Source organism: Leifsonia shinshuensis (assembly GCF_013410375.1).
Classification (GTDB): domain Bacteria; phylum Actinomycetota; class Actinomycetes; order Actinomycetales; family Microbacteriaceae; genus Leifsonia; species Leifsonia shinshuensis.
Map to the genome: position 1 here is coordinate 2,411,024 of NZ_JACCFL010000001.1, position 25,449 is coordinate 2,436,472.

Here is a 25,449-nt window from a genome sequence, read left to right on the forward strand (position 1 = left end):
ACAGAGTCCCATCGCACACAGAAGAGAGAGAATCACATGTTCGGATCCACGAAGGGCCGCATCGCGGCCGGTGTGCTCGCCGCGGGGGCGCTCATCGCCCTCAGCGCGTGCTCGTCCGGCGGCGGCGCGTTCAATAGCAGCACCAGCGGCAGTGGCGGCGGCTCCTCGAGCGACACCATCACCGTCGGGTCTGCCGCGTTCGGCGAGAACGAGATCCTGATGCAGATCTACGGCCAGGCCCTCGCGGCCAACGGCGTCAAGGTCAGCTACAAGCCGAGCATCGGCCAGCGCGACGTGTACCTCAAGGCGCTGCAGGACGGCTCGATCGACCTCGTCCCGGAGTACTCCGGCAACCTGCTGCAGTTCTACAACAAGACCAGCACGGCCTCGTCCAGCGCGGACGTCTACGCCGCGCTGAACGACGCGCTGCCGAAGGGCTTCGAGGTGCTCGACCAGGCCAAGGCGCAGGACGCCGACGCCTACAACGTCACCAAGGAGTTCTCCGACAAGTACGGCGTGACCAGTCTGGAGGACCTCAAGAAGGTCACCGTGCCGCTGACCGTCGGCGCGAACCCCGAGTTCGCCACCCGGCCCTACGGCATCCCCGGGCTCAAGTCGGCCTACGGCGTGACAGCGACGCTCACCCCGATCAGCGACTCGGGCGGCCCGCTCACTGTCGCCGCGCTCAAGAACGGCAGCGTGCAGCTGGCCGACATCTACACCACCACCCCGGCCATCAAGGACAACGGGTTCGTCGTGCTGAAGGACCCGAAGAACCTGATCGCGGCGCAGAACATCGTGCCGCTGATCAACAGCAAGAAGGCCTCGGACAAGGTCAAGTCGGTGCTCAACAAGGTCTCGGCCGAGCTCACCACCGACGACCTCATCACCATGAACAGCGAGAACCAGGGCGCCAGCAAGACCCAGCCGGACGCCGTGGCCCAGAAGTGGCTGCAGGAGCACCCGATCAAGGTGTGACGGTGGGGTGACATCCCTCGGGGAGGGCGACCTCTCCAGGACACCGCGTGCGGCGGCTCGGGCGACCGGGCCGCCGCATCCGTCTTCTCAGGCCCTATTCCGTGCGGATGAGCGACCAGAACGCCTCGATCGCGTCGGCCATGTCGGCGCTCGGGTCGAGCATCCACTGCACCTGCATGCCGTCCGCGACCGCCACCGCGAGGCGGGCGAGCGTCCGCGGGTCCACCCCGGCGCGCACCCGGCCGGCGGCCTGCTCCGAGCGGATGTACTGCTCCAGGCCGCCGACGATCAGCGCGTAGCGGTTCACGAAGTAGTCGTGGCCGGGATGGTCGGGGTCCGCCGCCTCCGCCGAGATCGTCGCGTACAGCTGCACGAGCCCGGGCACCTCCGCGTTGTGCCGCACGATGCCCACCAGGCCGTCGAACGCGCCCGACCAATCCGCGCCGAGGTCGCCGGCCGCGGAGTCGACCTCGTCCCGCTTGCGCAGGACCTCGGCGAACAGCTCCTCCTTGGAGGAGAAGTGGTGCAGCAGGCCGGCCTGGCTGAGCCCGACGGAGTCGGCGATCTCGCGCAGGGACGCCTTGCGGTAGCCCTTCTCGGCGAACACCTCCAGGGCGCGCGCGAGGATCTCCTCGCGCTTGGCGATCCCCTTGGCGTATCCGCGTCGTTCCGGCATGGCTCCAGGCTAGTGGGCGGCAGCCGGTCAGCTCGTCAGGACCAGCACCGGCGGCACCACGACCAGCAGCGCGGTCGCCGTGACCACCAGGAGCCGCACGCCGGTCCCGACCGTGCGGTGGCCGGTGGTGAGACGCTCCTCGCGGGCGATCAGGGCGGAGCGGCGCTGCTCGGGCGTGCGCGGGTCCTTCGGGGCGCCGAGCGCCGTCCCGGCCGAGCCCGTGGAGTCCACGATCCGGATGGCGTCCGCCAGCACCGGGTCGCCGGAGGCCCGCCGGGCGGTGTCGTCGGCGAGCATCTCCACCAGCAGGGCCACGGCGTCTTGCGCGCGGGTGGCGATCGGGAACCACGGCAGGGCGCGCTTCCAGGAGCGGAACGCGTCGAGCAGGAGGTGGTGCTTCTGGCGCAGGTGCGCGCGCTCGTGGGCGATGACGGCGTCCAGCTGCTCGGTGGTGAGCAGCTCGATCATCCCCTCGGACAGCACGGTCACACTCCGGGCGCCGGGCAGGCAGTACGCGGCGGGGGCGGGGTGGTCGATGATGCGCGTCGCCGGCTCGTCGGGCAGCGGCGAGCTCAGCAGCCGCAGCAGCTCCATGTGGCGGTGGCGCTGGCGGCGGCTGCGCACCGAGGTGAGGGCGAGGTTCAGCAGCAGGTGCGCGGTCAGCAGGACGGCGGCGCTGAGGAAGAACGTGTGCAGCAGCGAGACGCCGGCCGGGAGCGGCCCGCTGAACAGGGTGGCGGCCGCTCCGGAGATCCGGCTCGCGAGGTCGTACCCGAACGGCTGCAGGCCGGCGAGCAGCAGCGAGCCGATCATCGAGATGCCGCCGGCGAGCGCGATGGACTGCCAGAGCGCCAGGGCGAGCGCCGGGGCGGCGGGCGGCCATTTCGCGCGCGCCAGCAGCAGCGGCACCGGCCAGGCGAGGGCGACCGCCAGGACGCCGAGGAGGATGGCGGTCGAGTCGACGGGCATCCCGGTCAGCTGCGGGCGTCGAGGAGCCGGCGCAGCATCGCGGCCTCCGACTCGTCGACCGAGCCGACGAAGTACGCGAGGGCCTCCGTGCGGTCGGTGGAGGTCTCCAGGACTTCGCGCATCAGGTCGGCGACGTGGTTCGCCCGGCTCAGGGTGGCGAAGTAGAGGTGGGGGCGCGCGTCGCGGTCGCGGTCGACGAACCCCTTCTGCTCGAGGCGGGAGAGCACGGTGAGCACGGTGGTGAGCGCAGGGGTCTTGCCGTCGTCGCGGGTGGCCGCTAGCTTGTCGCGCAATTCGTTGGCGGTGATCGGGGCGTCGCCCGACCAGAGGGCGTCCATCACCGCCCGTTCGAGTTCTCCGAGATTCGCCACGGATCCAGAGTAGCGCGACGAGGCTGTGAATGTTCTACACTCTGTAGAAGTAGTCTTCTACAAGGTGTAGAACAACGACCGGAAAGGTGGGCTGCGTGAACGAGATCCTCGATCCGCTACTGCTGGCGCGCTGGCAGTTCGGACTGACGACGATTTACCACTTCCTGTTCGTTCCGCTCACCATCGGCCTGGTCACGGTCGTCGCGATCTTCCAGACCGCGTGGTACCGCAGCGGCAAGGTCCACTACCTCCAGCTCACGCACTTCTTCGGCAAGCTCTTCCTGATCAACTTCGCGATGGGCGTCGTCACCGGCATCGTGCAGGAGTTCCAATTCGGCATGAACTGGTCGAACTACTCCCGGTTCGTCGGCGACATCTTCGGTGCCCCGCTCGCGCTGGAGGGCCTGCTCGCGTTCTTCCTGGAGGCCACCTTCATCGGGCTCTGGATCTTCGGCTGGGACAAGCTGCCGCGCGGCATCCATCTCGCCTGCATCTGGATCACCGCGGCCGGCACGATCCTCTCGGCCTACTTCATCCTCGCCGCCAACGCGTTCATGCAGAACCCGGTCGGCTACACGCTGAACCACGCGCGCGGCCGGGCGGAGCTCACCGACCTGTGGGCCGTGCTGACCAACAAGGTCGCGCTGGCCGCGTTCCCGCACACCATCTTCGGCTGCTTCATGGTCTCGGCCGGCCTCCTCATCTCGGTGGCCGCCTGGCACCTCTCCCGCAACCGCAACCTGGAGACCATGCGCCCTGCCCTGAAGTTCGGGCTCTGGATGATGGTGGTCGCCGGGATCGGCAGCGTGTTCAGCGGCGACCAGCTGGGGCTCGCGATGGTGCAGACGCAGCCGATGAAGATGGCCGCGGCGGAGGCGCTCTACAAGACCTCCACGGGCGCGGACGCGTCGTTCTCGATCTTCACGCTGGGCACGCCGGACGGCGTCCACGAGCTGTTCTCCATCCGGGTGCCGTACCTGCTGTCGTTCCTGTCGACGCACTCGCTCGACGGCACGGTGGAGGGCATCAACGACCTCAACGCCCACTACCAGGAGCTGTTCGGCCCCGGCGACTACACCCCGATCATCTGGGTCACCTACTGGGCGTTCCGCTGGATGATCGGCCTCGGCCTGCTGCACGTCCTGGTCGCCGTCGTCGGTCTCTGGTTCACCCGAAAGGGCCGGACGCCGCCGTGGGCGTGGATGTGGAAGGTCGCCATCTGGGCGTTCCCGCTGTCCCTGGGCGCGATGATCGTGGGCTGGATCTTCACCGAGATGGGCCGGCAGCCCTGGATCGTGTTCAGCCTGATGAAGACGCAGGACGGCGTCTCACCCGGTACCACCGGACTGGAGGTCCTGATCTCGCTGATCGCCTTCACCGCGATCTACGGCACGCTGGCCGTGGTCGAGTTCAAGCTCATCAAACGCGCGGCCCAGAAGGGACCGGCCCCCGCCGAGGACCACCTCGACGACGAGGGCAAGCACGTCCCGGTCGCCACGGTCTACTAGGAGCATCGACATGGATCTCGCAGTCCTCTGGTTCGGCATCATCGCCTTCTTCTTCATCGGCTACTTCGTGCTCGACGGGTTCGACTTCGGCGTCGGGATGTCGCTGCCGTTCCTCGGCAGGGACGAGACGGATCGCCGCGTGCTCATCAACACCATCGGCCCGGTCTGGGACCTCAACGAGACCTGGCTGATCGTCGGCGGCGCCGCGCTCTTCGCCGCGTTCCCGGAGTGGTACGCGACCCTGTTCAGCGGTTTCTACCTCGCGCTGCTGCTGATCCTGATCGCGCTCATCCTGCGCGGGGTGTCGTTCGAGTACCGGCACCAGCGGCCCGAGTCGCAGTGGAAGCGCTGGTTCGACGGGATGATCGTGGTCGGCTCGGCCGTGCCCGCGCTGCTCTGGGGGGTCGCCTTCGCGAACATCGTGCAGGGCGTGGCCCTCGACCACGGCCACAACTACACCGGGACGCTGTTCGACCTCCTGAACGGCTACGCACTGCTCGGCGGACTGACCACCCTGCTGCTGTTCTTCACCCACGGCGTCGTCTTCGTCTCGCTCAAGGCGGAGGGCGACATCCGGGTGCGGGCGCGTCGGCTGGCGGTCCGCTCCGGCATCCTCACCATCGTGGTGGCCGCCGCGTTCCTCACCTGGACCGTCATCGCGCACTTCTCGGTGGCGCTGCTGGTCCTGGCCGCGCTGGCCGCGGTCGCGCTGATCGTCTCGTGGATCCTGAACCTCCGCGGGGCGGAGGGCTGGTCGTTCGCGTTCATGGCGGTCACGATCGCGCTGGCCGTGGTGTCGCTGTTCTCCGCGCTGTTCCCGAACGTGATGCCGTCGGTTCCGCACCCCGAGAACAGCCTGACCATCGCCAACGCCTCCAGCACGGAGACCACGCTGACGATCATGACCTGGGTCGCGGTGATCTTCCTGCCGCTGATCCTGGCGTACCAGGCGTTCACGTACTGGGTCTTCCGCAAGCGGGTCTCGCGCTCGCAGATCCCGGCGGAGCCGGCCGAGCCCGCCGATCCCGAACCGGTGGCCGCCTGACGTGCGCCCGCTCGACCCCCGACTCCTCCGCTACGCGGGCGCGACGCGCGTCACGCTGGCGACCGGCGCCCTCGTCACGGTGCTGCAGACCGCGGCGGTCGTCGCGTTCGCCTGGCTGGTCACCCGGCTGGTCGTGCGCGCGATCGCGGGGGCGCCGTTCCCCGAGCTGTCCGCGCTGTTCGCCTGGCTGGTGCTCGTGGTGGTCGCGAGGGGTGTGCTGCTCTGGCTGGCGGAGGCGGTGTCGGCGCGCGGCGGGGCCACCGTCGTAGCGCAGCTGCGGGAGCAGCTCGTGGACGCCTTCGGCCGCCTCGGGCCGCAGGGGCTCGCCGGGCGCAGCAGCGCCGACCTGACTCTGGTCGCCGGGCGAGGGATGGACGCGCTCGACGGCTACTTCGCCAAATACCTGCCGCAACTCATCGGGACCGCGGTGGCCATGCCGTTGCTCGTGCTGGTGATCGGCTGGCAGGACCTCACCAGCGGCATCATCCTCGTCCTCACCCTCCCGCTCATCCCGGTCTTCATGGTGCTCGTGGGCTGGGCGACGCAGGCCGCGCAGAAGAAGCAGTGGGCGGCGCTGTCCACGCTGTCACGCGGCTTCCTCGACGTGGTCGCCGGGCTGCCGACGCTCACGCTGTTCGGCCGGCAGCACCGGCAGGAGGCGCGCATCCGGCGGGTGAGCGAGGAGTACCGGGCGCGCACGATGACGGTGCTCCGGATGTCGTTCCTCTCCGGGTTCGTGCTCGAGCTGGCGGCCAGCCTGTCGGTCGCGCTCATCGCCGTGGCGATCGGCCTCCGCCTGCTCGGCGGCTCGCTCGACCTCTCCGTCGGCCTGTTCGTGCTCCTGCTCGCGCCGGAGGCGTTCCTCCCGCTCCGCAACGTCGGGGCGAGCTACCACGCGGCGACGGAGGGCATGGAGGCCGCGGCGAAGGCGTTCGAGGTGCTCGACGCCGCGCAGGACGCCGTGCCGGAGGCCGCGGCCGCCGCGGACGGGGACGGCCTGGTGTTCTCCGAGGTGGTCGTGAGCTACGACGGGATCCCCGTGGTCGGACCGTTCTCGGGCGCGGTGCGGCCGGGGACGCTCGCGGCGCTGAGCGCGCCGAGCGGCGCGGGCAAGTCCAGTCTGGTGGCGGCGGCGCTCGGCTTCGCGACCTGCACCGGCGTGATCTCCGCCGGCGGACGCGCGGACGCCGCCGGCCGACGGGAGGCCATCGCCTGGGCCGGCCAGCGTCCGGGCCTGCGCGCGGGCACGATCGCCGAGAATGTGGCCCTGGGGGAGACCGCACCGGACACTGCTCCGGTCGCGGAGGCACTGCGCGCGGCGGCGGCGCCGGAGCTGGATCCCGCCCTCCTCGTCGGTGCGGGCGGGACGGGACTGTCCGGTGGCCAGGCGCAGCGCGTCGCGGTCGCGCGCGCTCTGTACCGGCTGCGCGCACGGTCGTGCGGCGTGCTCATCCTCGACGAGCCCACGTCGGCTCTCGACGCGGACACCGAGCGGGCGTTGGTCGCCTCGCTGCGGGCCGTCGCGGCGGAGGGGGTGGCGGTGCTGGTGGTCAGCCACCGGGAGGCGGTCGTGGCGGCCGCCGATGAGGTTCTGGAGCTCGGCGGGGTCCTGGAGCGCGACGGGGTCCTGGAGCGCGATGGAGTCTCGGAGCACGAGGGGGTCCACGAGCGCGACGGGGTTCTGGAGCGCTCCGGTGTCCTGCAGAACGGAGGGCTCTCCGATGTCCGTCACTAGCCCCGTGCGCGCCACAACGGACCGCACCACGAGCGAGAGCGCCCAGACCCGCCGCATCCTCCGGCTCGCCCTCCCTCCCGCGCGTCGGCTGTGGGCCGCGATCGCGCTCGGCGCGCTGAGCGGCGGCAGCGCGGTCGCCCTCCTCGGGGTGTCGGCGTGGCTCATCACCCGCGCGGCCGAGCAGCCCGCGCTCATGTACATCTCGATGGCCGTCGTCGGCGTCCGCGCCTTCGCCCTCGGCCGCGCCTTCTTCCGCTACCTGGAACGGCTCGCCGGCCACGACGCCGCCTTCCGCCGGCTCGGCGACATCCGCGCCGACCTGTTCGCCCGACTCATCCCGCTCGGACCGGACGGCGTCGGCGCGGGCGACCGGCGCGACGACCGCGCCCGCGGCGGCGAACTGCTCACGCGCCTCGCCGACGACGCGGACGAGCTGCCCGACTACGCGCTCCGCGTCGTCCAGCCGGTGGTGGCGGGCGGCGTGGTGGTCCTCGCCAGCGCGGTCGCCGCCTTCCTGCTGCTGCCGGCGGCCGGCGTCGCCCTGCTGCTGACGCTCGCCGCCGCCTTCGTCGCGGGGACGCTCGTCAACCGATGGGCGTCCGGCTCGGCCGAACGGCGGATCGCGCCGCTGCGGGCGGAGCTCGCCGCGGCCCTGCACGAGCTGGTCACGGACCTGGACCTGCTGATCGCCTTCGACGCGCTCCCGGAGGCCAGGGAGCGAGTGCGCCGGGCGAGCGCGCGGCTCACCGCGGCCGTCCGCACCCGCGCGGCCGGGCTCGGGCTCACGGCCGGCGCGGTCTCCCTGCTCGCCGGGATCGCGACCGTCCTGGCACTGGCGACCGGCATCCCGGCCCTGGAGTCCGGGCGCCTCAACGGGCCGGCGCTCGCGGTGGTGGCCCTGCTGCCGCTCGCGGTGTTCGAGGTGTTCGGCACGCTGCCGCTCGCGTTCGGCGCCTGGCGGCGGGTGCGCGCAAGCGCCGAGCGGATCGCGGACACCGTCCCGGCAGAGCTCCCCGAGGGCATCCCGGTGGACGCTCCGCACGCCGCGACCCTCTCGGTGGTGGGCGTCCCCGACGTGGTCCTGGAGCTCCGGACGGCGCACTGGCCGGGGGAGGCCGCACCCGTGCTGCACGACCTCCGGCTGCGGCTGGCCGCGGGCGAGCGCGTCGTGCTGACCGGTCCGACCGGCGCGGGCAAGACCGCCCTCGCCCACGTGCTGACCCGGTTCCTCGACCTCGACGGGCGCTACACGATCGACGGCGTCGACGTCCGTGGGGTGCGCCAGGACGATGTGCGCCGCGTGGTCGGCCTGGTGGAGCAGCGACCCTACCTGTTCGACGCCGACCTCCGGCAGAACCTGCTGTTCGCCCGCGACACCGCGACCGACGACGAGCTGCTGGCGGTGCTGGATCGTGTCGGCCTGGGGGAGTGGACGCGCGAGCGCGGCGGCCTCGGCAGCGCCGTCGGCGAGCGCGGCGCGCTGGTGTCGGGCGGTCAGGCCCAGCGGATCGCGTTGGCGCGCGCGCTGCTGGCGGACTTCCCGGTGCTCGTCGTCGACGAGCCGACCGCGAACGTGGACGCCGGCGTCGCCGACCGGATCGTGCGCGACATCCTCGGCACGGCCGCGGCCGACGGTCGCACGGTGCTGCTGATCTCGCACACGCCGGTCCCCGACGCGCTCGTGACGCGGCGCATTCGTCTGGAGGGCGGCACCCTCGTCGGGTGACGCGCGTGAGATTCCCCACATTCGTGCCGAATGTGGGGTTTGGCGCGCGGATTCGCGACATTCGTGCCGAATCTCGGTGGCGTGGCCCGGCGCGCGTCAGCGGATCGGTCGCGCGAGCGCCCCGAAACGGGACCGCCACGCGGCGGTGCGGCCCGGGTCGTGCGCGAGAGTCGGGCCGTCCACCCACACGGTGACGTCGCGGATCCCGTGCAGCGCGTTGACGGCCCAGAGAGCAGCGCCGTCGAGCTCGGACGGGCGCACCGCCTCCTCCTCGACGGGGACGCCGAGGGCGGCGGCGATCCCGCGCACCGTCCGCGCGGCCACGCTGGCCACCCGGGCCAACTCGAACGGCGGAGCGAACAGCGTGCCGCCGCGCCACCACAGCAGCGCCGTGGTCGTGCCGTCGGCCACCCGTCCGTCGTCCAAGAGCACCGCCTCCTGGGCGCCCACCCGCTGGGCGCTCTGCCGGAGTGCGTTCAGCCGGTCGATGTCCGGGCCCTTCAGGTGCGGCACGCGCCGCGGGTCGGTCGCGGCGGTCGCGACCACCAGGTCCGTGCCGAGCGGCGGCGCCGTGCGCAGCCGGAAGCGCAGGCGCAACGCGTCCCGCGCCCGCACCAGCTCGAACCGCGGGAACCAGCGTTCGTCGTCCGGCAGCAGGGCGACGCCCGCCTCCCAGAACGCGTCGAGCTCCGCCCGGTCGCGGAAGCCCTGCTCGCGGGCGGTCTCCGCGAAGCGCTCCCGGTGCAGGCCGAGCGCGAGAGCGCGGCCCGACGAGACCAGGAACGAGTCCGCCGCGAGCAGCTCGGTCTCCACGACCTCGCAGTCGTCGCGCACGGCGAGCGCGCCGGCGGACCAGTCATAGAGGGTGGCGGTCGTCTGCATCCGTTCAGGCTAACGCGAGGCGCGCGATGAGCGGACGCGGCCGCCTGGTGCAGACTGGGGCGGTGCGCCTCCCACCCCGAACCCAACGCCTGCACACGCCGGTCGACCCCGCGGACGCCTTCGCTGTGCTGTTCGCCGAGGGCGACGCGGTCTGGCTCGACAACGGGACGGAGGCGGAGACCGGCCGCAGCTTCCTGGGCACGGGGACGCGCGTCGCGACCGCGTCCGTCGCGGCGGGCACGGTGACGGTCGACGGGCGGACGACCGCGGGCGGCATCCTCGACACCCTGCGACCCGCGCCGGGAGCGCGCGCCGACACCCACGGGCACCCGCTGGGCTGGATCGGCTGGCTCGGCTACGAGGCGGGCGCTGCGGCGCTCGGAGTCCCGTACACCGCAGGTCCGGGCCAGGACGCGGCCTTCCTGTTCGTCGACCGGCTCGTCGTCTTCGACCACGCGGACGGCTCGGCAACCGTGGTGGACGCCACGCCGGACGGCGCCTGGCTGCGCCGCGCCGTCGACGTGCTCGCGGGCGCCCGCGGGGCGGCCTCCCGCTACGCGGCCGCGCACCCCATCCGCGACGGTGAGGCCGCCGCCGTCTGGCGGCACGGCGACGACGACTACCTCGCCAGGATCGCCGCCTGCCAGGACTCCATCCGCGCCGGCGACGCGTACCAGCTGTGTCTGACCAACACGGCGACGTCGGCGACCATGGCGGACCCGCTCGCCGTGCACCTCCGGCTCCGCCGCGACAGCCCGGCCCACCACGCCGGCTTCCTGCGGATCGGCGGCGAGGCGCTGGTGAGCTCGTCGCCGGAGCAGTTCCTCCTGGTCACTCCCGACGGCCGGGTGCGCACCAAGCCGATCAAGGGTACCCGGCCGCGCGGTGCGACGCTCGCCGAGGACCTCCGGCTGCGCGCGGAGCTGGAGGCCAGCGACAAGGAGCAGGCCGAGAACGTCATGATCGTGGACCTCATGCGCAACGACCTCGGACGCGTCTGCGAGGTCGGCAGCGTGGGGGTCCGGCACCTCCTGGAGGTGGAGAGCTACGCGCAGGTCCACCAGCTCGTCAGCACGGTCGAGGGCCGGCTGCAGCCGGGGCTGACCGCCGTCGACGCTCTGGCCGCCGCCTTCCCGGCCGGGTCGATGACCGGCGCGCCCAAGCTCTCCGCCATGCGCATCCTCGCGGGGCTGGAAGCCGGCCCGCGCGGGGTGTACTCGGGCTGCTTCGGCTCCCTCGCCGCGGACGGCTCGGCCGACCTCGCGATGGTGATCCGGAGCCTCCGGTTCCGCGACGGCACCGTCACGATCGGGGCCGGCGGCGGGATCACCGCCCTCTCCGTCCCCGCCGAGGAGCTCGACGAGGTGCACGTGAAGGCCGCGGCGCTGTTCCGGGCCGCCGGTCTCCGGCCGCCCGGGAACGGACGCGACCCCTCGAACGTTTAGTAACCTGGAAGCTCGGGCCGCGCGCCCGATGCCTTCTCGTCGCGAAGCCCCTCCGGGCCGCGGCGACATCCGAGAGAGAGTCCAGTGGCACACGAGCACGATGCAGCACCCGCACCGGTCCGCGAGGCCGGAGCGCACTACGACTTCACCGAGATCCAGAACAAGTGGCTCCCGGTCTGGGACGAGCTGAAGCCGTTCTCCACGGCCGACCCCGATGACAAGCGCCCGCGCAAGTACGTGCTCGACATGTTCCCCTACCCGTCCGGCGACCTGCACATGGGCCACGCCGAGGCGTACGCGCTGGGCGACGTCATCGCCCGCTACTGGCGGCACCAGGGCTTCAACGTCCTGCACCCGATCGGCTGGGACGCCTTCGGCCTGCCCGCGGAGAACGCGGCGATCAAGCGCGGGCTGGACCCGCGTGGCTGGACCTACGACAACATCGCGCAGCAGAAGGCGTCGATGCGCCGCTACGCGCCCAGCTTCGACTGGGACCGCGTCCTGCAGACCTGCGACCCCGACTACTACCGCTGGAACCAGTGGCTGTTCCTGCGGCTGTACGAGAAGGGCCTGGCGTACCGCAAGGCCTCCCAGGTCAACTGGTGTCCCTTCGACCAGACGGTGCTGGCCAACGAGCAGGTCGTGAACGGCCGCTGCGAGCGCTGCGACAACCTGGTCACCAAGAAGAAGCTGACCCAGTGGTACTTCCGCATCACCGACTACGCGGACCGCCTGCTGGACGACCTGAACCAGCTGGAGGGCGCCTGGCCGTCCAAGGTGCTGTCGATGCAGCGCAACTGGATCGGCCGCTCCACCGGCGCCGACGTGCAGTTCGCGATCGAGGGCCGCGAGGAGCCGGTGACGGTCTACACCACCCGTCCCGACACGCTGTACGGCGTGACCTTCATGGTGGTCGCGCCGGACTCCGACCTGGCTGCCGAGCTGGTCGCCGACGTGCGCCCCGAGGTGCGCGAGCGCTTCGACGAGTACCTGGAGGCCGTCCGCGGCACCACCGAGATGGACCGACTGAGCACCGACCGGGAGAAGACCGGCGTGTTCCTGGAGCGGCACGCGGTGAACCCGCTGACCGGCGAGCGCATCCCGATCTGGGCGGCCGACTATGTGCTGAGCGACTACGGCCACGGCGCGATCATGGCCGTGCCGGCGCACGACCAGCGTGACCTGGACTTCGCGCGCGCCTTCGACCTGCCCGTGCGGGTCGTGGTCGACACGACGCAGCCGGTCACCGGTGCGATCCCGGTCATCCACACCGACCCGGAGACCGGCGAGCCGATCCTGCCGGAGGACGCCCCGCTGGAGAACCCGGCGGAGACCGGCGTCGCGCTGACCGGCGAGGGCCGGCTGATCAACTCCGGCCCGTTCGACGGCCTGAGCAAGTCGAACGCGATCCGCCGCGTCACCGAGGCGCTGCAGAGCTCGGGCCTGGGCGCGCCGGCGAAGAACTTCCGCCTGCGCGACTGGCTGATCTCGCGTCAGCGCTACTGGGGCACGCCGATCCCGATCATCCACTGCGAGGAGTGCGGCGAGGTCCCGGTCCCGGAGTCCGAGCTGCCCGTGCTGCTGCCGCCCGCCGAGGGCCTGGACCTGCAGCCCAAGGGCACCAGCCCGCTGGGCGCGGCGAGCGACTGGGTCAACGTGGCCTGCCCGAAGTGCGGCGGCCCGGCCAAGCGCGACACCGACACGATGGACACCTTCGTCGACAGCTCGTGGTACTTCCTGCGCTTCCTGAACCCGAACGACCCCACCCAGGCGTTCGACCCCAAGGAGGCCGAGAAGTGGGCGCCCGTCGATCAGTACGTCGGCGGCGTGACGCACGCCATCCTGCACCTGCTGTACGCGCGGTTCATCACCAAGGTGCTGTTCGACCTGGGCTCGATCAGCTTCACCGAGCCGTTCACGGCGCTGCTGAACCAGGGCATGGTGCTGATGGACGGGTCCGCGATGAGCAAGTCGCGCGGCAACCTGGTGAAGCTGTCCGAGCAGCTGGACGAGCACGGCGTCGACGCGGTGCGCCTGACCATGTCGTTCGCCGGGCCTCCCGAGGACGACATCGACTGGGCGGACGTGTCGCCGTCGGGCAGCGCCAAGTTCCTGGCCCGCGCCTGGCGGGTCGCGCACGACGTCACGAGCGCGCCCGACGTGGTCTGGAAGACCGGCGACCAGGCGCTGCGCCGGGTGACGCACCGGTTCCTGGCCGACGCTCCCGGCCTGGTCGAGGCGTTCAAGTTCAACGTCGTGGTCGCGCGCCTGATGGAGCTGGTCAACGCGACCCGCAAGGCGATCGACGGCAGCGCGGGCCCGGCGGACGCCGCGGTGCGCGAGGCCGCCGAGGTCACCGCGATGGCGCTGAACCTGTTCGCGCCGTACACGGCGGAGGACATGTGGTCGATCCTGGGCTACGAGCCGTCAGTGGCGCTGGTGCCGTGGCGCAAGCCCGACTCGACGCTGCTGATCGAGGAGTCGGTGACCGCCGTCTTCCAGGTCGACGGCAAGGTGCGCGACCGTGTCGAGGTGTCGCCCAAGATCAGCACCGACGACCTGGAGGCGCTGGCCCGGGGGTCGGAGGCCGTGGTCCGCTCGGTCGGCGACCGTGAGATCGTGAACGTGATCGTGCGGACTCCGCGCCTGGTCAACATCGCGACGCGGGGCTGAGCGCGGCTCTACCAGCGTTTGTGCGGCGGCGGTCCTCCACAGGAGGGCCGCCGCCGTCGTCTCTCCACCGATCCGGCGTCCGGCGGTCACCGCCCGTGCCGCCTTCGTAGCGTGAGGGGATGCGACATCGGGACGAGGAGACGGAACGGGCGCCGTCGCGCCGGCTGAAGGTCGGGGTCGGAGCGGCGACCGTGCTGCTGGTCGCGGCGTTCGTGATCGCGGCGCTGATCTCGGGGCTCAGCGGCGGGCAGAAGGTGCCGCTCGCCCCGGTGACGCCGACAGGGTCGGCGACCGCCGCCCCGACGCCCGGCGGCCTCGCCGGAGCGGAGGAGGCGGAGCTGTTCGTGCACGTCTCCGGCGCGGTGAACACGCCGGGTCTGATCCGGCTGGCGCCGGGCGCCCGGGTGGTCGACGCGGTGGAGGCCGCCGGCGGCCTCGCCGAGGGCGCCGACCCGGCCGGGCTGAACCTCGCCCGCCGGGTGCGCGACGGCGAGCAGCTGCGCGCGCCGCTGATCGGGGAGGTCGTGGTGGCGGACGGCGCCGACGGCGCGGGTGCCGCCGGCGCCGACGGCGGCCTGGTCGACCTGAACACGGCCTCCACCGCCCAGCTGGAGTCCCTCCCGCGCATCGGCCCGGCGATGGCGCAGCGCATCGTCGACTGGCGGACGTCGAACGGCCGGTTCGGCGCGGTGACGGACCTCCTCAAGGTGACGGGGATCGGCCAGAAGCTCTTCGACGGCATCAAGGACCGGGTGACCGTCTGATGCCCGATCTGCGACTGGCGATCCCGGCGGCGGCGCTGTGGGCGTGCTGCGGGGTCGGGGTGGGGTTCGCGCAGACGATGCCCGTGGTGGCGGGGGTCGCCGGTGTCGGGGCTGTCGTGGTGCTGGTGCTGGCGGCGTGGGTGGCGCGGGATGGTGAGCGGGGGCGTCCTACCGGTGGGTCCGGTGCTGAGGGACGGGCCGCTGCTGCGCGACGCGACGGAGGGCCCGATGCGGACAGCTCGTCCGAATGGGTCGACCCGTGGACGAGCCAGGGGGCCACGGCCGCCGCGTGGGGCGCCGTTCCCGCGACCCGACGCCGACCGCTCCGGCCGACTCCGCTCCTGGCGGCCGCAGCGGTCTCCCTCGCGGCGGTCGCCCTCGGGGCCGTCTCGATCGGGGTGCTCGCGCCCGGCCGCACGGACCCGGTGCTCGCGGCGGCGTCCGACCACCAGGGCACCGTGGAGGTCGCACTCCGGGTCGAGAGCCCGCCGAAGCGCTCCGCTGCGGGGCTCGACGGCGTGGAGCGGTGGCGGCTGCGCGGGACCACGGTCGCCCTCGGGCCGGGGGACGGATCGGCCGGGCCGGCTGGCCCGACGCGCGAGCTGCGCAGTCCCATCCACGCCGGCGTCCCCGTCTCGGTGATCGTCCCCGGCGACGTCCACTCGGTCCGGGCCTACGCTCTCGGCACGGTGATCGCCGGGAGCATGAGCGTCCGCCCCAACCAGCCCGGAGAGGCGACGACCTTCACGCTCCGCGGCACGGCGCCGCCCGAGGTGCGCGAGGCGCCGCCCTGGTGGCTCGCCTGGCCGGCCCCGGTCCGCGCCGCGTTCGCCGACGCGGCCTCCGCGACCCCGGGCGACGGCGGCGACCTCCTGCCCGGGCTCGCGATCGGCGACGAGACCAATGTCGGCGCCGACCTCGACGACGCGATGAAGCTCAGCGCGCTCAGCCACCTGACCGCGGTCTCCGGGGCCAACTGCGCCCTGGTGACCGGGCTGGTGTTCCTGCTCGCGCGCGTGGCCGGGGTCGGCCGCCGCGGGCGCATCGTCGTGGCGGGGGCGTCGCTCGCGGCGTTCGTCGTGCTGGTCGGTCCGGGAGCGAGCGTGATCCGCGCGGCGACGATGGCCGCGGTCGTGCTCGTCGGGCTCGCGCGCGGTCGGGTGGCGGACGGCCTTCCCGCGCTCGCCCTGGCCGTGGTCGTCCTGCTGGTGCGGGATCCCTGGCTGGCCCGGGACTACGGCTTCGCGCTCTCCGTGCTCGCGACCGGCGGCCTCTTGCTCCTCGCCCGGCCGCTCGCGCGGCGGCTGGAGAGGTGGCTGCCGCGGAGCGTCGCGTTCGCGCTGGCCGTCCCGCTGGCGGCGCAGCTCGCCTGCCAACCCGTCCTGATCCTGCTGACGCCGACGCTCCCGCTGTTCGGCGTGCCGGCCAACCTGGTCGCGGAGCCCGCTGCCCCCGTCGCGACGGTGCTGGGCTGCGTCGCCTGCCTGCTGCTCACCTGGGCGCCGACGCTCGGCGCGCTGGTGGTGTGGGTGGCCTGGCTGCCCTCGGCCTGGATCGCGGCGGTGGCGCGGTTCGCGGCCGGACTGCCAGGAACGGCGCTGCCGTGGCCGGACGGGATCCTCGGCGTGACCCTGTGCGCGCTGACGCTCGTCGCCGTGGCACTCCTGGCGGTGCGCGCGCGGCTCCCGCGGTCCGTTGCCGCCGCGGCGACGGTGGGCCTCGTGGGCGGCGCGACCGTGTACCCCGGGGCGCTCGGCGGGATCGGCGCCGGCCTCTCCTGGGGACGGCCGGCGGACTGGGTCTACGCCGCGTGCGATGTCGGCCAGGGCGACGCCCTGCTGCTGCGCGACGGCGCCCACGTCGGGCTCATCGACGTGGGACGGCATCCCCAGCACGTGGCGGCGTGCCTGGACACGCTCGGGATCGCGCGGCTCGACTGGGTGCTGCTCACTCACTTCGACATCGATCACGTCGGCGGGGCCGACGCGGTGCTCGGCCGGACCGACCGCGCGATCGTGGGTCAGGCCGACCGGCCGTCCGACCACGCGCTCGTCGGCCGGCTCACGGCGGGCGGGATCGCGGTCGAGCAGGGCCACGCCGGCGTCGAGGGCGCCCTCGGCGCACTGCGCTGGCGGATCGTCTGGCCGCCGTCGGTCGCGCCGGGGGAGACCGCGCTGAGCGGCAACCCGGGCAGCCTCATCGTGCGCACCGAGGGGACCGGCCTCAGCGGTTTGTTCCTCGGCGACCTGGGCGAACGCGAGCAGGAGCAGCTCCAGGCCACCGGGGTGCTCGGCGCGACCGACGTCGTCAAGGTCGCCCACCACGGCTCCGCGGATCAGAGCGAGGCGCTCTACGACGCGATCCACGCCCGCCTCGGCCTGCTGTCCGTCGGGGCGGACAACGGCTACGGCCACCCGACGGCGCGCGCCTTCGAGCTGCTCGACCGGTCGGGCGCCGCGTCAGCGCGGACGGACCGGTCCGGCCTGCTGCTGGTCTCCGCGGGGCCGGACGGCCCGCGGCTCTGGGTGGAGCGACCGGACGACGGCGCCGCGGCGGGCGCTGCCGGTGGTCGCCCCTATCCTGGATACGGACGAGGAGGAACGTGGCGACACGAAGCAGCAGCAGGGGCGGTTCGCGAGGCCGGACGGGCGGTGCGCCCGCGAAGAGCGCCATCCCGCAGCTCGCGTGGAACCAGATCCGGCCCGCGCCGGTCGTCCTGGTGTCCGGCACGGAGGGCTTCCTCGCCGACCGGGCCACGCGGCTGCTGCGCGACCGCCTCAAGCAGGAGGACCCCAGCCTGGAGGTCAGCGACCTCTCGGCGGCGGACTACGCTCCCGGGGAGCTCCTCACGCTCGCGAGCCCCTCCCTGTTCGGGGAGCCGCGGCTGATCCGGGTGGACGCCGTCGAGAAGACCGGCGACCCGTTCCTCTCCGACATGCTCGACTACCTCGCGGCGCCGGCCGACGGGACGGTCGTGGTGCTGCGGCACGCGGGCGGCGTGCGCGGCAAGAAGCTCCTCGACGCGATCCGCGCGGGGACCGGCGGCGGCATCGAGGTCGTCTGCGCGGAGCTCAAGAAGGACACCGAGAAGTACGACTTCGCTCAGGCGGAGTTCGCCGCCGCGGGCCGCAAGATCGCGCCCGGGGCGCTCCGGGCGCTCACGTCGGCGTTCACCGACGACCTCGCTGAGCTCGCCGCCGCCTGCCAGCAGCTGCTGTCGGACTCCGCGGAGCAGATCACCGAGGCGACGGTCGACAAGTACTACGGGGGGCGCGTCGAGACGAACGCCTTCCAGGTCGCCGACCAGGCGATCGCCGGCCGGTACGGGGAGGCGCTCGTGACGATGCGGCACGCGCTGGCGTCAGGAGCCGACCCGGTGCCGATGGTGGCAGCGTTCGCGAGCAAGATCCGGACGATGGCCAAGATCTCCGGCGCCCGTGGCGGCTCAGGCCAGCTCGCGCAGCAGTTCGGCCTCGCGCCGTGGCAGGTCGACCGCGCCCGCCGCGACCTGTCCGGCTGGACCGAGGACGGCCTGGGCCGGTGCATCGAGGTGCTCGCCGAGACCGACGCCAACGTCAAGGGCGGCGGCCGCGACCCGGTGTTCGCGCTCGAACGCATGATCCGCATCGTCAGCGCCCGCGGCCGCGCCTGACCGGTCCGGCGTGGCGTACGCGCCGCTGCCCGTGGTCAGCCGGCATCCCGCGCACACATGCAGCGAGCCCCCGCTCCCGTGGGTACGGGGCGGGGGCTCGTCGCGGCGCGGGACAGGTCCCGCGAGCGGTCACCGTGTCAGAGCGCGGCGACCTGCTTGGCGATGGCCGACTTGCGGTTCGCCGCCTGGTTCTTGTGGATGACGCCCTTGCTGGCCGCCTTGTCGATCTTCTTGGCGGCGAGACGCAGCGCCGCGGTCGCCTTCTCCTTGTCGCCGGCGACGACAGCCTCGCGGGTGGCGCGGATGGCCGTCTTCAGCTCGCTCTTGACCGCCTTGTTGCGCTCCTGCGCCTTCTTGTTGGTCTTGTTGCGCTTGATCTGCGACTTGATGTTTGCCACGGATGGTTACTTTCGTTCGAAGTGAGTAATCGGATGTTGCCGCTCAGCGAGAGAGGGCGCCTCGCGGCGTTCGTGCGGGTACACCCACACGCAAGCCAACAAACAACTTTAGCAGCGGCCGACGATTGCGCCAAAACGCGAGGGCACGAGGCCTTCCGCGAAGGGCCGGACGCTCAGCCGCGCGCGAACTCCGGAGCGTAGCTGCCTGTCGCGATCTCGTCCACGAGAGCCGGGCCGTTGGGCTCCCAGCCGAGCTCGATGCGCGCCTTCGTGCCGCGCGCCTGCTGGTCGAGAAGGAGCGCCTCCGCGAAGGCGGCGCCCAGCCGCTCCTCGGCCTGCGCGACGGTCTCGGCCTCCACCCCGGACGCGCCGGCGGCGGCCGCGGCGAGCTCCCCGAGCTCCCGCACGGTCGGGTTGGCGCCGCTCGCGCCGATGTAGACGGAGCCGGCCGCGCCGTGCTCCAGGGCGAGGACGTACAGCGCGGCGAGGTCGTCCACGTGCACTGTCGCCCAGTGCTGCGAGCCGTCGCCGATCAGGCGCAGCGGCGCGTCCTCGCCCTCTCCGCGCGGCGCGTCCACCACGACGCGGGCGAGCCCCTTGCCGTGGCCGTAGACGATGGACGGGACCACCACGGCGCCGCGCACGCCGTCGGCGCCCAGCACGAGCGCCTCGGTCGCCGCGCGCCACGCGGTCAGCGCCGGCGCGGCGACGGGGGAGTCCTCGGCGGTGTCGTCGTTCGAGCCGTAGCTCCAGACCCCTCCGGTGTGCACGAACGGCTTGCCTGAGCCGGCGAGGCCGTCGAGCACAGCGGGGATGAACACGGGGTCGACGTCGGAGCCGGAGGCCAGGTGGATGACGCCGTCGCTCTCGCGCGCCAGCCGCGTGACGAGCTCCGCGTCGGTCGCGTCACCGACGACGGCCGTCCCGCCCGCGGCCCGTACGGCCTCGGCTTTCGCCTCGTCGCGGACGAGGGCGGTGACGCGGTGGCCCTCCTCGAGGAGGCGGGGGAGGACGGAGGATCCGATGTAGCCGGTCGCGCCGGTCAGGAGAATGGTCATGCCAGGAGTCAACGCACCGGCCGCCCGCCCATTCCCGCGACCCGATTCGCCGTGCCGCCGCGAGCGTAGGCTCGGACCCATGACCGCTTCCAGCATCGCCATCGTCAACGCCTACGTCGTCCCGGTCGCCGGAGACCCGATCGAGAAGGGCACGGTGATCGTCGAGGACGGCAGGATCACCAGCGTCGGCCCCGCGGCGCAGGTCGCGGTCCCGGACGGCGTGCGGGTGGTCGACGCGAGCGGCAAGTGGGTGCTCCCCGGCTTCGTGGAGGCGCACGGGCACGTCGGCATCCACGAGGAGGCCAACGGTCCCGCCGGCGACGACACCAACGAGATGACCGCCCCGAACACGGCCGCCGTGCGCGCGATCGACGCGGTCAACATCGACGACGAGGGCTTCCGCGACGCGCTCGCGGGCGGCGTCACCTCGATCGTGGTGAAGCCCGGCTCCGGGAACCCGATCGGCGGCCAGACCGTCGCGCTCAAGAGCTGGGGCGGCCGGACGATCGACGAGCAGGTCATCAAGGAGTCGGTGAGCGTCAAGTCGGCACTCGGCGAGAACCCGAAGCGCGTCTACGGCGGCAAGAACCAGACGCCGAGCACCCGCCTCGGCGTCGCCCTGATCATCCGCGAGGCGTTCGTGGAGGCCCAGAACTACGCCGCGGCCCGCGCCGAGGCGGAGCGCGACGGCAAGCCGTTCGCCCGCGACCTGGGCAAGGAGACCCTGGCGCGCGTCCTCGACGGCGAGCTGGTCTGGGACCAGCACACCCACCGCCACGACGACATCGCCACCGCCCTCCGGCTCGCCGACGAGTTCGGCTACAAGCTGGTCGTCAACCACGGCACCGAGGCGCACAAGATCGCCGACGTTCTCGCCGAGCGGGAGATCCCGGTCATCTTCGGCCCGATGTTCACCTCGCGCTCGAAGGTCGAGCTGCGCGACCGCGCCATCGCGAACCTCGCGCGCATCGCCGCCGCGGGCGTCCGCGTCGCGATCACGACCGACCACCCGGTCGTCCCGATCAACTTCCTCGTGCACCAGGCGTCGCTCGCGGTCAAGGAGGGTCTGCCGCGGGAGACCGCGCTGGAGGCGCTGACCGTGAACCCGGCGTCGTTCCTCGGCCTGGACGACCGGGTCGGCGCGCTGAAGCCCGGTCTGGACGGCGACCTCGTCGTCTGGTCGGGCGACCCGCTGGACGTCAACTCCCGCGCCGAGCTCGTCGTCATCGACGGCGCCGAGGTCTACCGCTGGGAGGACGGCGCCGGCCACGTGGTCGAGCGCGCCGAGCGCTTCGCCTGACCCCACCCCGCCGAGCAGCCGTCCCACAACCGCCGAGTACGCGAATTGTCTGCGTACTCGGCGGTTTTCGCCTGATTTCGCGCGTACTCGACGGTTCCGGGCGGTTCCGGACGCGGGTGCGGTTCGTGGGAGAATGAGCGCACAATGTCACCACGAGCCCTGAAGCCCCTCGAGCCCGCCGCGACCGACCCGGCCTCCATCCGCAACTTCTGCATCATCGCGCACATCGACCACGGCAAGTCGACGCTGGCCGACCGGATGCTGCAGATCACCGGGGTGGTCTCCGACCGGGACATGCGCGCGCAGTACCTCGACCGCATGGACATCGAGCGCGAGCGCGGCATCACGATCAAGAGCCAGGCCGTCCGGATGCCGTGGGCCGTCGACGGCGACACCTTCGCGCTGAACATGATCGACACCCCGGGGCACGTGGACTTCACCTACGAGGTGTCCCGGTCGCTCGCCGCCTGCGAGGGCGCCATCCTGCTGGTCGACGCCGCCCAGGGCATCGAGGCCCAGACGCTCGCGAACCTGTACCTGGCGCTGGAGAACGACCTCACGATCATCCCGGTCCTCAACAAGATCGACCTCCCCGCGGCCGACCCGGAGAAGTACGCGCAGGAGCTCGCCAGCCTGATCGGCGGCCGTCCCGAGGACGTCCTGCGGGTATCCGGCAAGACCGGCATGGGCGTGGAGGCCCTGCTCGACCGCGTGGTGCAGGAGATCCCCGCTCCGGTCGGCGTGGCGGACGCGCCCGCGCGCGCCATGATCTTCGACTCCGTCTACGACAGCTACCGCGGCGTCGTCACCTACGTGCGGATGGTGGACGGCAAGCTCGGCCCGCGCGAGCGCATCCAGATGATGTCGACCAAGGCCACGCACGAGATCCTCGAGATCGGCGTCTCCGCCCCCGAGCCGACCCCGTCGAAGGGCCTCGGCGTCGGCGAGGTGGGCTACCTGATCACCGGCGTGAAGGACGTCCGCCAGTCCAAGGTCGGCGATACCGTGACCTCCGCGGCCAAGCCCGCGACCGAGGCCCTCGCCGGCTACACCGAGCCGAAGCCGATGGTGTTCTCCGGGCTGTACCCGATCGACGGCAGCGACTATCCGGAGCTGCGCGAGGCCCTGGACAAGCTCAAGCTGTCCGACGCCGCGCTCGTCTACGAGCCGGAGACCTCCGTCGCGCTCGGCTTCGGCTTCCGCTGCGGCTTCCTCGGCCTCCTGCACCTGGAGATCGTCACCGAGCGACTGGAGCGCGAGTTCGGCCTCGACCTGATCACGACCGCGCCGAGCGTGATCTACGAAGTCACCACGGAGGACAAGAAGGTCGTCACCGTGACGAACCCGAGCGAGTTCCCCGGCGGCAAGATCGACAGGGTGGAGGAGCCGGTGGTCAAGGCGGCCATTCTCGCACCCAAGGACTACGTCGGCGTCATCATGGAGCTCTGCCAGGGCCGCCGCGGCACCCTGCTCGGCATGGAGTACCTGGGCGAGGACCGTGTCGAGATCCGCTACACGATGCCGCTCGGCGAGATCGTCTTCGACTTCTTCGACCAGCTGAAGAGCCGCACCGCCGGCTACGCGTCGCTCGACTACGAGCCGTTCGGCGAGCAGGAGGCCGACCTGGTCAAGGTCGACATCCTCCTCCAGGGCGAGACGGTCGACGCGTTCAGCGCCATCGTCCACCGGGACAAGGCCTACGCCTACGGCACGATGATGGCCGGCCGCCTGCGCGAGCTGATCCCGCGCCAGCAGTTCGAGGTCCCCATCCAGGCCGCGATCGGCGCGCGGATCATCGCGCGCGAGAACATCCGCGCGATGCGCAAGGACGTGCTGGCCAAGTGCTACGGCGGCGACATCACCCGCAAGCGCAAGCTCCTCGAGAAGCAGAAAGAGGGCAAGAAGCGCATGAAGATGGTGGGCCGCGTCGAGGTCCCGCAGGAGGCGTTCATCGCGGCGCTGTCGGGCGACGTGGAGAAGAAGGACAAGAAGTAGCGTTCCGGCTCCTGGAAGTATTTCACGCTCAACCGCTAGTGTCGGGTCATGCGATCGATGATTCTCACCACCACATATGACGATAAGGCCGATGCCGCCTACATCGCATTCGATGAGATCGCGTCCGGTGAGGCAGTCCGTCAAATCATCGTTGACGATGAGGAACTCGGACCGCTGAGCGTGATACTCGACGTTGATCGCAATGGGAAGCTGCTCGGAATCGAACTGCTGGACGTCACACGGGTTGTCGCACGGCCTCGTCTTCTCTAGGCGCGGCGAGAGTTGATGTGTGGATAGCACTTCTGCCGCGACGTGGAGAAGAAGGACAAGAAGTAGCGTTCCGGCGTCCTCGGTTCGCACTCCCTCCCCATTTGACGCAGGATAGATGCCATGCGCCGCACCAGCTTCACCGACCAGCCCGTCACGTACGGGTTCATCGGCGGCACGCAGGCCGCTGACCTGCTCTACTACCCGCCGAAGGGCTACCGGCCGCTGGAGCGGAAGGTGCGGCTGGGCAGCGGCGAGGAGCGGTTCGAGTCGGCGGCGGCCGCGTTGATGACATGGGGCGTTCAGCGCAACAGCGGCATCCGGGTGACCGAGGTGAACGAGGGCACCGGCGTCCAGTACGAGGGCATCGAGTTCGCCGAGGACGGCACGCCCAAGGGGATGCGCGAGCACCGGGCCGCCGAGGATGTCTTCGCCGATGACGGCACGCCGTTCATCCAGAACGGGATGACCGCGGTGCTCAAGATCCCGTTCGGGCCGTTCACGGTGTCGGCGCCCTGCCGGGTCGTCTACGTCGTGGACGAGCCGCACCGGCGCGGCTTCGCCTACGGCACGCTCAAGGGGCACCCCGAGAGCGGGGAGGAGGCGTTCCTGGTCGAACAGCGCGACGACGGCTCCGTCTGGTTCGTGGTGCGCGCCTTCTCGCGGCCGTCGAACGCGTTCTACCGGCTGGCCTCTCCCGTGCTGCGCGCCACCCAGAGCCGCTACACCAAGCGCTACCTGCGCTCCCTGCTGCCCGCGCGGGCGGCCTGATGCCCGGCGCCCTCCCGCTCGGGGATCCGGCGCCCGCCGACGGCGTCCTCCCCGCGAGCACCGCGGAGGGCGCGGGCGGACGCGACTTCGGCGTCTACCTGCACGTGCCGTTCTGCCGGGTGCGCTGCGGCTACTGCGACTTCAACACCTACACCGCCACCGAGCTCCGCGGCGTCTCGCAGTCGGAGTACGCGGGGCACGCCGTCCGCGAGGTCCGGTTCGCGCGGGAGGCGCTTGAGCGCAGCGGAGTCCCGGCCCGCGAGGTCTCCACGGTGTTCTTCGGCGGCGGCACGCCGACGCTGCTGCCGCCCGATGACCTCGGCGCCATGCTGGGCGCCGTCCGCGACGCCTGGGGGATCGCCGCCGACGCCGAGGTCACCACGGAGGCCAACCCCGACTCGGTGGACGCCGACGACCTGCGGCGGCTGGCCGACGCCGGCTTCACACGGGTGTCGTTCGGGATGCAGTCGGCGGTGCCGAGCGTGCTCGCGACGCTGGAGCGCACCCACGACCCGGAGCGGATCCCGCTCGTCGTGCGCTGGGCGCGGGAGGCCGGCCTCCAGGTCAGCCTGGACCTGATCTACGGCACCCCGGGCGAGACCCTGGACAACTGGGCGCGGTCGCTCGACGCCGCGCTCGCCTGCGAGCCGGACCATGTCTCGGCGTACGCGCTCATCGTGGAGCCGGGGACGAAGCTGGCCCGCCAGATCCACTCCGGCGTCGTGGCGGAGCCGGACGACGACCTCGAGGCCGACATGTACGAGCTCGCCGAGGCCCGGCTGGGCAGCGCGGGTTACGGCTGGTACGAGGTCAGCAACTGGGCGACGGACGACGCCCACCGCTCCCGGCACAACCTCGCCTACTGGCTCGGCCACGACTGGTGGGGCGTCGGCCCCGGAGCGCACAGCCACGTCGGCGGCGTCCGCTGGTGGAACGTGAAGCATCCCGCCGCGTACGCCCAGCGTGTGCTGGCGGGGGAGTCGCCCGCGGCCGGCCGCGAGACGCTCGACGCGGAGACGCGCAGGGTGGAGCGCGTGCTGCTGCTCACCCGGATACGGGAGGGCCTGAGCACCGCGGAGCTGACCGACGCCGGACGGCGCTCGGTCGCCGGCCTCATCGCCGACGGGCTCGTGGACGCGAAAGCCGCCCTCGCCGGGTCGGTCGTGCTGACCCTGCGAGGGCGGCTGCTGGCGGACGCCGTCGTGCGACGGCTGCTCGCCGAGGAGTAGTGCGGAG

Annotated in this window: 20 protein-coding genes and 1 pseudogene; 15 read left to right on the forward strand and 6 right to left on the reverse strand. The window is 72.2% G+C overall.

The features are described from left to right. The first annotated feature begins 36 nt into the window (after positions 1-36). A complete protein-coding gene (locus HNR13_RS11660) occupies positions 37-978 on the forward strand; it encodes an ABC transporter substrate-binding protein (protein WP_179605916.1) in 942 nt (313 codons plus the stop codon). A 94-nt stretch (positions 979-1,072) separates the two neighbouring features. Here the strand turns inward: HNR13_RS11660 and HNR13_RS11665 are convergent, their stop codons facing one another. From HNR13_RS11665 to HNR13_RS11675, 3 genes are read right to left on the reverse strand one after another with little or no spacing between them, the layout of a single operon-like run. Then, positions 1,073-1,654 carry a TetR/AcrR family transcriptional regulator gene (locus HNR13_RS11665; protein ID WP_218881219.1) on the reverse strand — a complete coding sequence of 194 codons (582 nt, stop codon included), beginning with the start codon at positions 1,652-1,654 and terminating at the stop codon, positions 1,073-1,075. Positions 1,655-1,681: 27 nt separating this feature from the next. Then, on the reverse strand, positions 1,682-2,623 hold the full coding sequence (locus HNR13_RS11670) for a M56 family metallopeptidase (protein ID WP_179605918.1): 942 nt from the start codon (positions 2,621-2,623) through the stop codon (positions 1,682-1,684). Positions 2,624-2,628: 5 nt separating this feature from the next. Next, positions 2,629-2,994: a BlaI/MecI/CopY family transcriptional regulator gene (locus tag HNR13_RS11675; protein WP_179605920.1), complete on the reverse strand. Its 366-nt coding sequence runs from the start codon at positions 2,992-2,994 to the stop codon at positions 2,629-2,631. A gap of 95 nt (positions 2,995-3,089) precedes the next feature. Between HNR13_RS11675 and HNR13_RS11680 the strand changes: the two genes are divergently transcribed. From HNR13_RS11680 to cydC, 4 genes are read left to right on the forward strand one after another with little or no spacing between them, the layout of a single operon-like run. Next, positions 3,090-4,502 carry a cytochrome ubiquinol oxidase subunit I gene (locus HNR13_RS11680; protein WP_179605922.1) on the forward strand — a complete coding sequence of 471 codons (1,413 nt, stop codon included), beginning with the start codon at positions 3,090-3,092 and terminating at the stop codon, positions 4,500-4,502. A gap of 10 nt (positions 4,503-4,512) precedes the next feature. Next, positions 4,513-5,547 (forward strand): cytochrome d ubiquinol oxidase subunit II, encoded by a 1,035-nt coding sequence (gene cydB / locus HNR13_RS11685; protein WP_179605924.1) that lies wholly within the window; start codon positions 4,513-4,515, stop codon positions 5,545-5,547. 1 nt (position 5,548) lies between these two features. Further along, the gene (cydD, locus tag HNR13_RS11690) at positions 5,549-7,282 is read left to right on the forward strand and encodes a thiol reductant ABC exporter subunit CydD (protein WP_179605926.1); all 1,734 of its coding nucleotides are present in this window, start codon (positions 5,549-5,551) and stop codon (positions 7,280-7,282) included. Further along, positions 7,269-9,008, forward strand: a complete 1,740-nt coding sequence (cydC, locus tag HNR13_RS11695; protein WP_179605928.1) for a thiol reductant ABC exporter subunit CydC — start codon at positions 7,269-7,271, stop codon at positions 9,006-9,008. Before cydD ends, cydC begins: the two co-directional genes overlap by 14 nt. A 96-nt stretch (positions 9,009-9,104) precedes the next feature. Here the strand turns inward: cydC and HNR13_RS11700 are convergent, their stop codons facing one another. Next, entirely contained in the window at positions 9,105-9,890 is a 786-nt protein-coding gene (locus HNR13_RS11700) for an aminotransferase class IV (RefSeq protein ID WP_179605930.1), read from the reverse strand. Between the two features lie 26 nt (positions 9,891-9,916). Between HNR13_RS11700 and pabB the strand changes: the two genes are divergently transcribed. The 5 genes and pseudogenes from pabB (at position 9,917) to holA (ending at position 18,424) form a co-directional block, all read left to right on the forward strand. After that, positions 9,917-11,335: an aminodeoxychorismate synthase component I gene (gene pabB, locus HNR13_RS11705; protein WP_218881220.1), complete on the forward strand. Its 1,419-nt coding sequence runs from the start codon at positions 9,917-9,919 to the stop codon at positions 11,333-11,335. An 84-nt stretch (positions 11,336-11,419) separates the two neighbouring features. Next, entirely contained in the window at positions 11,420-14,008 is a 2,589-nt protein-coding gene (gene leuS / locus HNR13_RS11710; RefSeq protein ID WP_179605932.1) for a leucine--tRNA ligase, read from the forward strand. Positions 14,009-14,127: 119 nt separating this feature from the next. Next, positions 14,128-14,772, forward strand: a complete 645-nt coding sequence (locus tag HNR13_RS11715; protein WP_179605934.1) for a helix-hairpin-helix domain-containing protein — start codon at positions 14,128-14,130, stop codon at positions 14,770-14,772. A gap of 704 nt (positions 14,773-15,476) precedes the next feature. Next, positions 15,477-16,766, forward strand: a pseudogene (locus tag HNR13_RS21610) (ComEC/Rec2 family competence protein); the annotation flags it as partial. 608 nt (positions 16,767-17,374) lie between these two features. Further along, complete coding sequence (gene holA, locus HNR13_RS11725) at positions 17,375-18,424, forward strand: DNA polymerase III subunit delta (RefSeq protein WP_382312532.1); 1,050 nt, start codon at positions 17,375-17,377, stop codon at positions 18,422-18,424. Between the two features lie 137 nt (positions 18,425-18,561). Here holA and rpsT read toward each other — a convergent pair whose 3' ends face one another. Further along, positions 18,562-18,822, reverse strand: coding sequence for a 30S ribosomal protein S20 (gene rpsT / locus HNR13_RS11730; RefSeq protein ID WP_179605938.1), 261 nt, complete (start codon positions 18,820-18,822; stop codon positions 18,562-18,564). A 173-nt stretch (positions 18,823-18,995) separates the two neighbouring features. Beyond that, on the reverse strand, positions 18,996-19,880 hold the full coding sequence (locus HNR13_RS11735; RefSeq protein ID WP_179605940.1) for an NAD-dependent epimerase/dehydratase family protein: 885 nt from the start codon (positions 19,878-19,880) through the stop codon (positions 18,996-18,998). A gap of 79 nt (positions 19,881-19,959) precedes the next feature. Between HNR13_RS11735 and HNR13_RS11740 the strand changes: the two genes are divergently transcribed. The 5 genes from HNR13_RS11740 (at position 19,960) to hemW (ending at position 25,442) form a co-directional block, all read left to right on the forward strand. After that, positions 19,960-21,180 carry an amidohydrolase gene (locus HNR13_RS11740; protein ID WP_179605942.1) on the forward strand — a complete coding sequence of 407 codons (1,221 nt, stop codon included), beginning with the start codon at positions 19,960-19,962 and terminating at the stop codon, positions 21,178-21,180. A gap of 144 nt (positions 21,181-21,324) precedes the next feature. Beyond that, positions 21,325-23,175 (forward strand): translation elongation factor 4, encoded by a 1,851-nt coding sequence (gene lepA, locus HNR13_RS11745; RefSeq protein ID WP_179605943.1) that lies wholly within the window; start codon positions 21,325-21,327, stop codon positions 23,173-23,175. A 48-nt stretch (positions 23,176-23,223) separates the two neighbouring features. Beyond that, the gene (locus HNR13_RS11750) at positions 23,224-23,445 is read left to right on the forward strand and encodes a DUF2283 domain-containing protein (protein WP_179605945.1); all 222 of its coding nucleotides are present in this window, start codon (positions 23,224-23,226) and stop codon (positions 23,443-23,445) included. Positions 23,446-23,565: 120 nt separating this feature from the next. After that, positions 23,566-24,213 (forward strand): DUF1990 domain-containing protein, encoded by a 648-nt coding sequence (locus HNR13_RS11755; protein WP_179605947.1) that lies wholly within the window; start codon positions 23,566-23,568, stop codon positions 24,211-24,213. Then, the gene (hemW, locus tag HNR13_RS11760) at positions 24,213-25,442 is read left to right on the forward strand and encodes a radical SAM family heme chaperone HemW (protein WP_179605949.1); all 1,230 of its coding nucleotides are present in this window, start codon (positions 24,213-24,215) and stop codon (positions 25,440-25,442) included. Before HNR13_RS11755 ends, hemW begins: the two co-directional genes overlap by 1 nt. Positions 25,443-25,449: the final 7 nt, after the last annotated feature.

Excerpts from the sequence above, each read along its gene's own strand:
- HNR13_RS11660 (WP_179605916.1), top strand. The coding sequence starts at position 37 with ATGTTCGGATCCACGAAGGGCCGCATCGCGGCCGGTGTGCTCGCCGCG.
- HNR13_RS11665 (WP_218881219.1), bottom strand. The coding sequence starts at position 1,654 with ATGCCGGAACGACGCGGATACGCCAAGGGGATCGCCAAGCGCGAGGAG.
- HNR13_RS11670 (WP_179605918.1), bottom strand. The coding sequence starts at position 2,623 with ATGCCCGTCGACTCGACCGCCATCCTCCTCGGCGTCCTGGCGGTCGCC.
- cydB (WP_179605924.1), top strand. The coding sequence starts at position 4,513 with ATGGATCTCGCAGTCCTCTGGTTCGGCATCATCGCCTTCTTCTTCATC.
- cydC (WP_179605928.1), top strand. The coding sequence starts at position 7,269 with ATGTCCGTCACTAGCCCCGTGCGCGCCACAACGGACCGCACCACGAGC.
- HNR13_RS11700 (WP_179605930.1), bottom strand. The coding sequence starts at position 9,890 with ATGCAGACGACCGCCACCCTCTATGACTGGTCCGCCGGCGCGCTCGCC.
- pabB (WP_218881220.1), top strand. The coding sequence starts at position 9,917 with ATGAGCGGACGCGGCCGCCTGGTGCAGACTGGGGCGGTGCGCCTCCCA.
- HNR13_RS11715 (WP_179605934.1), top strand. The coding sequence starts at position 14,128 with ATGCGACATCGGGACGAGGAGACGGAACGGGCGCCGTCGCGCCGGCTG.
- HNR13_RS11735 (WP_179605940.1), bottom strand. The coding sequence starts at position 19,880 with ATGACCATTCTCCTGACCGGCGCGACCGGCTACATCGGATCCTCCGTC.
- HNR13_RS11740 (WP_179605942.1), top strand. The coding sequence starts at position 19,960 with ATGACCGCTTCCAGCATCGCCATCGTCAACGCCTACGTCGTCCCGGTC.
- lepA (WP_179605943.1), top strand. The coding sequence starts at position 21,325 with ATGTCACCACGAGCCCTGAAGCCCCTCGAGCCCGCCGCGACCGACCCG.
- HNR13_RS11750 (WP_179605945.1), top strand. The coding sequence starts at position 23,224 with ATGCGATCGATGATTCTCACCACCACATATGACGATAAGGCCGATGCC.
- HNR13_RS11755 (WP_179605947.1), top strand. The coding sequence starts at position 23,566 with ATGCGCCGCACCAGCTTCACCGACCAGCCCGTCACGTACGGGTTCATC.
- hemW (WP_179605949.1), top strand. The coding sequence starts at position 24,213 with ATGCCCGGCGCCCTCCCGCTCGGGGATCCGGCGCCCGCCGACGGCGTC.